Annotated in this window: 8 protein-coding genes and 1 pseudogene; 4 read left to right on the forward strand and 5 right to left on the reverse strand. The window is 36.7% G+C overall.

All coding sequences use genetic code 11. The features are described from left to right. On the forward strand, positions 1-178 hold a 178-nt coding region (locus tag AX762_RS10840), incomplete at its 5' end, for an integrase core domain-containing protein (protein WP_143139360.1). 156 nt (positions 179-334) lie between these two features. Here AX762_RS10840 and AX762_RS10845 read toward each other — a convergent pair. Beyond that, positions 335-1,003, reverse strand: a complete 669-nt coding sequence (locus AX762_RS10845) for a haloacid dehalogenase type II (RefSeq protein WP_071849156.1) — start codon at positions 1,001-1,003, stop codon at positions 335-337. Between the two features lie 61 nt (positions 1,004-1,064). After that, positions 1,065-1,502 carry an OsmC family protein gene (locus AX762_RS10850; RefSeq protein WP_071849157.1) on the reverse strand — a complete coding sequence of 146 codons (438 nt, stop codon included), beginning with the start codon at positions 1,500-1,502 and terminating at the stop codon, positions 1,065-1,067. A gap of 304 nt (positions 1,503-1,806) precedes the next feature. On the opposite strand from AX762_RS10850, the gene AX762_RS10855 reads away from it, so the two are divergent. Continuing rightward, positions 1,807-2,367: a CGNR zinc finger domain-containing protein gene (locus AX762_RS10855; RefSeq protein ID WP_071849158.1), complete on the forward strand. Its 561-nt coding sequence runs from the start codon at positions 1,807-1,809 to the stop codon at positions 2,365-2,367. Between the two features lie 212 nt (positions 2,368-2,579). Next, the gene (locus tag AX762_RS10860; RefSeq protein WP_071849159.1) at positions 2,580-3,158 is read left to right on the forward strand and encodes a uracil-DNA glycosylase family protein; all 579 of its coding nucleotides are present in this window, start codon (positions 2,580-2,582) and stop codon (positions 3,156-3,158) included. On the opposite strand, the gene AX762_RS10865 is transcribed toward AX762_RS10860, so the two are convergent. From AX762_RS10865 to AX762_RS10875, 3 genes are read right to left on the reverse strand one after another with little or no spacing between them, the layout of a single operon-like run. Beyond that, positions 3,153-3,995: an SDR family NAD(P)-dependent oxidoreductase gene (locus AX762_RS10865; RefSeq protein ID WP_071849160.1), complete on the reverse strand. Its 843-nt coding sequence runs from the start codon at positions 3,993-3,995 to the stop codon at positions 3,153-3,155. The genes AX762_RS10860 and AX762_RS10865 overlap by 6 nt on opposite strands. Positions 3,996-4,022: 27 nt before the next feature. Then, positions 4,023-4,457 (reverse strand): hypothetical protein, encoded by a 435-nt coding sequence (locus AX762_RS10870; protein ID WP_071849161.1) that lies wholly within the window; start codon positions 4,455-4,457, stop codon positions 4,023-4,025. Continuing rightward, a complete protein-coding gene (locus tag AX762_RS10875; protein ID WP_071849162.1) occupies positions 4,450-4,659 on the reverse strand; it encodes a helix-turn-helix transcriptional regulator in 210 nt (69 codons plus the stop codon). The genes AX762_RS10870 and AX762_RS10875 overlap by 8 nt, the downstream gene beginning before the upstream one ends. 148 nt (positions 4,660-4,807) lie before the next feature. Here AX762_RS10875 and AX762_RS10880 point away from each other — a divergent pair. Further along, positions 4,808-5,068, forward strand: a pseudogene (locus tag AX762_RS10880) (phosphopyruvate hydratase); the annotation flags it as partial. Positions 5,069-5,095: the final 27 nt, after the last annotated feature.

Raw genomic sequence — 5,095 nt, forward strand, 5'->3', positions numbered from 1 at the left:
TTTCTTTGGCCACTTGAAAGATGAAATCTACTATGAAACTTGCACGTCAGTGCAAGAATTAAGATTAGTTATTGATGATTATATGGACTATTACAACAACGAACGAGGACAATGGAAACTAAAAAAAATGACTCCGGTATCATACCGAAGCCAGCTTCTTTTACAACCCGCAGCATAGGGTGTTTTTTATACTCTCCTTGACATAGGGTCCGGTTTAATAGGGTTCTCGGCACGTTATTTTTAAGTTATTTCGTGTCTTATATTTTTACTTGTTTTTAAAGATTTACCTCGACTACTTTTTGAGGAGTGTTTAAAGAGGTTAGTCTGAGATCAATTAGTTGAAACGCACAATTTCTTCGACTAAATCCACTAAGTTACTGTTTGAGATATCTGGTTTCAAATAGTAAGGGTTATATTGATCTTTCTTGCGTTTAATAAAGGCTGTATTAAGTCCAGCTTTTTTAGCACCGAACAGATCCCAATCATGTGCAGCGACCATGACCGTCTCGGCAGCATTAATTTTTTCTTCTTTTAGTACATAATTATAAATATCTTCAAAAGGCTTATATTTTTTTACTGAATCTACAGAATAATAAGCGTCAAATAAATCGATGAGGCCAGAATTATTTAACTGTTCCTCAACCATTTTATAAGAAGAATTAGTTACTGAAATAACTTTGATATCATGGTCTTTCAATAATTTAAGAGCTTCAGCTACATCGTCATGTGCAGGAAGTTTTCGGAACGATCCAAGAATATCTGTTTTGATTTCATCAGTCAGTTCCTTGTCGCTCTCTAAAAAGACACTTTCCAACGCTGCTTCTGCAAGTTTTCCAAAATCAGTATAGTCATCCATACCGCCTATAACAGTAGACGAATGAAGAAGCTTAGAAAACCAGTACTTAAGAACATATTTATCTTCAAAATATTTATCGAAATTTTCTTTTAATACGCTCAAATCCAACAGCGTCTCGTTCATATCGAATAATACCGTTTTTATCATCTCTTCAGCTCCTTATATAATAAGTTCATTTCGAATAAGTTGTGTTAAATATGCTTCATTTTTATTCTTTTGTCCAATTTGGAATCATTTCGACATCGGCAGCTTCTAATGATGTGAATATTGGACATCTTGAATCAACTATTTTTTGTAATTCATTGAGACGCTCTTCCGATTCGCTTGTTTTAACGCGGGCATTTATTTTAACTGATTGGAAGTAGGGACGAACATCTTTATTACCCATCATGCCTTCTGGATTCATTTCTGCTCTTATATCAAATTCTATACCTTGAAGATCAAAATCCATTTCGGCTGCTGCCATATTAGCTATAGCATTCTCACATCCTGCTAGTGAAGCTAAAAATGACCCCAGTGGATTAGCTCCTTCATCTTTTCCGCCCATTTGTTTAGGTTCATCAATGATGATTTGATGCCCTTTGGAATCAGCTATTGTTTGCATCCCTATTGAAGTTGCTGTAATTCTTTCGATTTTTTTAGCCATTTTATTTTCTCCCATTCATGTTAGTTGTATTCTTGCTCGTTCTATAAGTATTGCTTGATCAACTGGTACTTTATCGTTTAATACAGGTGGAATCATTTTACAAGGTCCATACCAAAGTGCTCTAGGTCTATGGATAACTATGTCCTCTTTTGTTCATCTACAAATGTTATATCTGTTAAACTCTAATTAGACATAATATCTCCTTTCACCTTATAACCATTAAAATTGATTCAAGTGGTTACTTATCAACAGTACAGTATGGTATTATTAAAGTCAACCAATCAACTTAAAGGAGATTTTTTAAATGATCAATAATTTAGAAACCAGATATTCTTATGTATCCGATTATTTATTCATTAATATACTTAACACAATTAATGGAAGAAACAATGTTTTTACAGATTTTCTTGAAGAAGACGGTTTAATGGTTGCTTGGCTCTCATTAATGAAAGAAAAAGGCTTACTAAATTCCGAACAAGTGGAGAAAATAAACGAATCTTCCATTGATATAAAAAAAATACAATTATTTCGTGAGCAGTGTAGATCCTTCTTTTTAGAACCCGAAACACAATCAAAATTCTTAGAAAGCCTGGCATCTAATACTGAGAAGGCACCTCTTTTTTTCGACAAAGAATTCAGACCTACACCAAGTACAGGCGGAACTGATGGACTCATTTCACTTATCGCTTATGACATGCTTACGGCCCATCATAATGGACTGTTTCCTAAAATAAAAAAATGCAAGTCCAATACATGCTACGCATTATTCGTTGATACAAGCGGAAGACGAAAGTGGTGCTCAATGGAAGTTTGCGGGAACAGAACAAAAGCACGTAAACACTATGCTAAAAAAAGTAGTGAATAGACAAAATATAAGGGATGAATATAGATAAGAAATATAATAATAAGATGATAGGTAAATACAGATTTAAAAGAGTCTACAGAGAAAAGGGTATAGATTGATCTATAGCAATCGTTTGGTTTTAAAACAATCTGTAAATGATCAGTCGATGTCTTTTAAACCAAATCTGAATGAAAATTAAGTAATTAAGAATATGGAAGGAGTACTTCTACCCTATGACAGTATTTGAAGAAATCAAACGGGAAATAATGGCTGACCCAATGAATGAAACATATACAAATAGAGGAGTGTCGCCACTATTCAAGGCGTCCAAAGAAGCACGGATCGCTGTCGTCGGGCAAGCTCCGGGTCGCAAAGCAGAAGAGTCCCAGTTGTTCTGGAACGATCCAAGCGGGGACCGCCTACGTGAGTGGATGGGGATATCTCGAGATGTGTTTTACAGCACAGAAAAGATTGCGCACTTACCCATGGACTTTTATTACCCCGGCAAAGCGAAGTCAGGAGACGTCCCGCCGCGCAAAGGGTTTGCAGAAAAATGGCACCCCCAGTTGTTAAAGGAGATGCCACAGGTTGAGACGATCATTCTTATAGGAAGTTACGCTCAGAAATACTATTTAGGCAAACGGCGCGAGAAAAACTTGACTGAAACTGTCCGGAATTTTGAGCAGTATATGCCGGAATACTTGCCGCTGGTTCATCCTTCACCGCTGAATTATGGATGGATGAAAAAGAATCCCTGGTTCGAAATGGAAGTCCTGCCGACACTAAAAGAACTGGTAAGTATAAATTTATAAAGCTTTTAAGTTCAATTCTTTTAGTGTGGCGTCAATAAATTCTCGACGCATTTTAAAGTCGCTGCCGTATTGTTTGACCGCGGCAATCCTGCCTTCATCCGAATAGAAGCCCGCGTATTTATCTGGATCTTCCACAGCAGAAACGACGGATTGTGCCCCTTCGTCCAATGTTTTGAAAAAAGGATCTAATAGTCTGAAGACAAAGGTACCAAGACTCTGACTGACGTTGTTTTTGCCGATGTTCGTTGAAACCATTCCCGGGTGGACGGCCGTTGTTTTGAGTCCTTTGTGGGAGTAGAATTCGTGCAGTTCCTGAGCGAGATAAAGGGTCCCCAGTTTTGAACGCCCATATCCAGCGATTGAAGAGAAGCGTTTTGGCTTAAAGAACGGTCTTTTCATTGGTGCAAATTTGTAAGCATCGGATGAGACGACAACGATTTGTTTACGCTCACTGTTCATGACTAACGGCAGCAGCTCATGTGTCAGTAGGAAAGGACCTATATAATTAGTAGCCATCATCAGTTCGTACCCGTCTACGCTCTTTTCTTTTGACGTTGAAACCATGCCGGCGTTATTGATCAGGCAGTCGATATGATCGAATCTGTTTTTTATCGTGTCTGCCGCTTGTCTGACGGAGGCTAGGACACTCAAGTCACATTCAATAATATCCACGTTCAAGTCGGGATTTAGTTGGAGTAAGTCGTTTTTTAAGTCTGCTCCTTTATCTAAATTTCGGCATAAAAGTAACATGCGGTCAAAACTGTTCGTTAACGCTTTTACCGCGCCACGACCAATGCCGGACGTTGGACCAGTGATTGCTAGTATTGATTCGGTCATATTATTTCCTCCTTATATTATTAATTGTTAATCATTGTCTTTTTCATCTCTTTTTTTCTCTACTATAATTCTTGTTAGATAAGCAACTGGAATAGAGATCCAAAGCAACCCACTTACAAGCATCATACTATTTGACGTGACTAGTCCATCTGATATGAGGGGTGAATAAGGAGAAAAAGAAAGATAAATATTAGCTAGACCTAAGAAAAAGAAGATAACAGCGTATATCTTTGGATTTTGTTTCTTACTAAAATAAGCCCCTTTATAAATGTTCATCACTATGGAGTATCCAATAGCGAGAAAAATCAATAACATGAACTCCAATGATTTTGTTTCCGCCCATTGGAGGTTAAAAATGAGATCGAGGTTAAAATTTAAAACGGTTAAAATGAGTATAATTGCAAATGAGTGATAACCATATTTATAGCGCATGAATTTCTGATATTCATCATAATTAGTCATTTTCATTTCCCTCCCAGAATAAGTCGTTGAGTGTTACGTTTAACGCTTTACAGATTCGGATACATAAGTTGATTGAAGGATTATAATCTCCCCGTTCAATGGCACTTATGGTCTGACGAGTCACATCTACTACATCAGCCAGTTCCTGCTGGGACATGTCCAGTTTTGCTCTGGCAGATTTCAGTTTTAAATTTTTAGACATTGGACCCTCCGTTTCATCATGTTTACCTGACTTAATGTAAACTATATCATACATAAAGACAAGTATAAAGGCTATCTGAAAAAGAGTTGCCTTATTATTCACTATTTAATATCAGAGTATAGATTCTGATAAAAGGTTTGTTTAGAAAAATAGAAGTGGCACACGCTGCATAACTTTATCAATTGAAGCCATTAAAATGGCTAGAAAAAATCATTTAACAACTATGATTTCCCATAGATCAGGGGAAACAGGTGATACATTTATTTCGGACTTTGCAGTAGCAATGAATGTAGGTCAAATCAAAACAGGTTCAATTGCTCGTTCTAAGAGAGTCGAAAAATACAATCGATTTCTACGAATAGAAGAAGAATTAGGAACTTTTGCAAGAATATCTTCTTTTGAAGTATAAAAGAGTTCGTATCAAACTATTTAATTT

This window comes from Alkalibacterium sp. 20, from assembly GCF_001885615.1.
Lineage (GTDB): Bacteria > Bacillota > Bacilli > Lactobacillales > Carnobacteriaceae_A > Alkalibacterium.

What these genes read in the sequence shown, in the direction of transcription:
- AX762_RS10870 (WP_071849161.1), bottom strand. Translation starts at nt 4,457, where the DNA reads ATGACTAATTATGATGAATATCAGAAATTCATGCGCTATAAATATGGT.
- AX762_RS10845 (WP_071849156.1), bottom strand. Translation starts at nt 1,003, where the DNA reads ATGATAAAAACGGTATTATTCGATATGAACGAGACGCTGTTGGATTTG.
- AX762_RS10875 (WP_071849162.1), bottom strand. Translation starts at nt 4,659, where the DNA reads ATGTCTAAAAATTTAAAACTGAAATCTGCCAGAGCAAAACTGGACATG.
- AX762_RS10860 (WP_071849159.1), top strand. Translation starts at nt 2,580, where the DNA reads ATGACAGTATTTGAAGAAATCAAACGGGAAATAATGGCTGACCCAATG.
- AX762_RS10855 (WP_071849158.1), top strand. Translation starts at nt 1,807, where the DNA reads ATGATCAATAATTTAGAAACCAGATATTCTTATGTATCCGATTATTTA.
- AX762_RS10865 (WP_071849160.1), bottom strand. Translation starts at nt 3,995, where the DNA reads ATGACCGAATCAATACTAGCAATCACTGGTCCAACGTCCGGCATTGGT.
- AX762_RS10850 (WP_071849157.1), bottom strand. Translation starts at nt 1,502, where the DNA reads ATGGCTAAAAAAATCGAAAGAATTACAGCAACTTCAATAGGGATGCAA.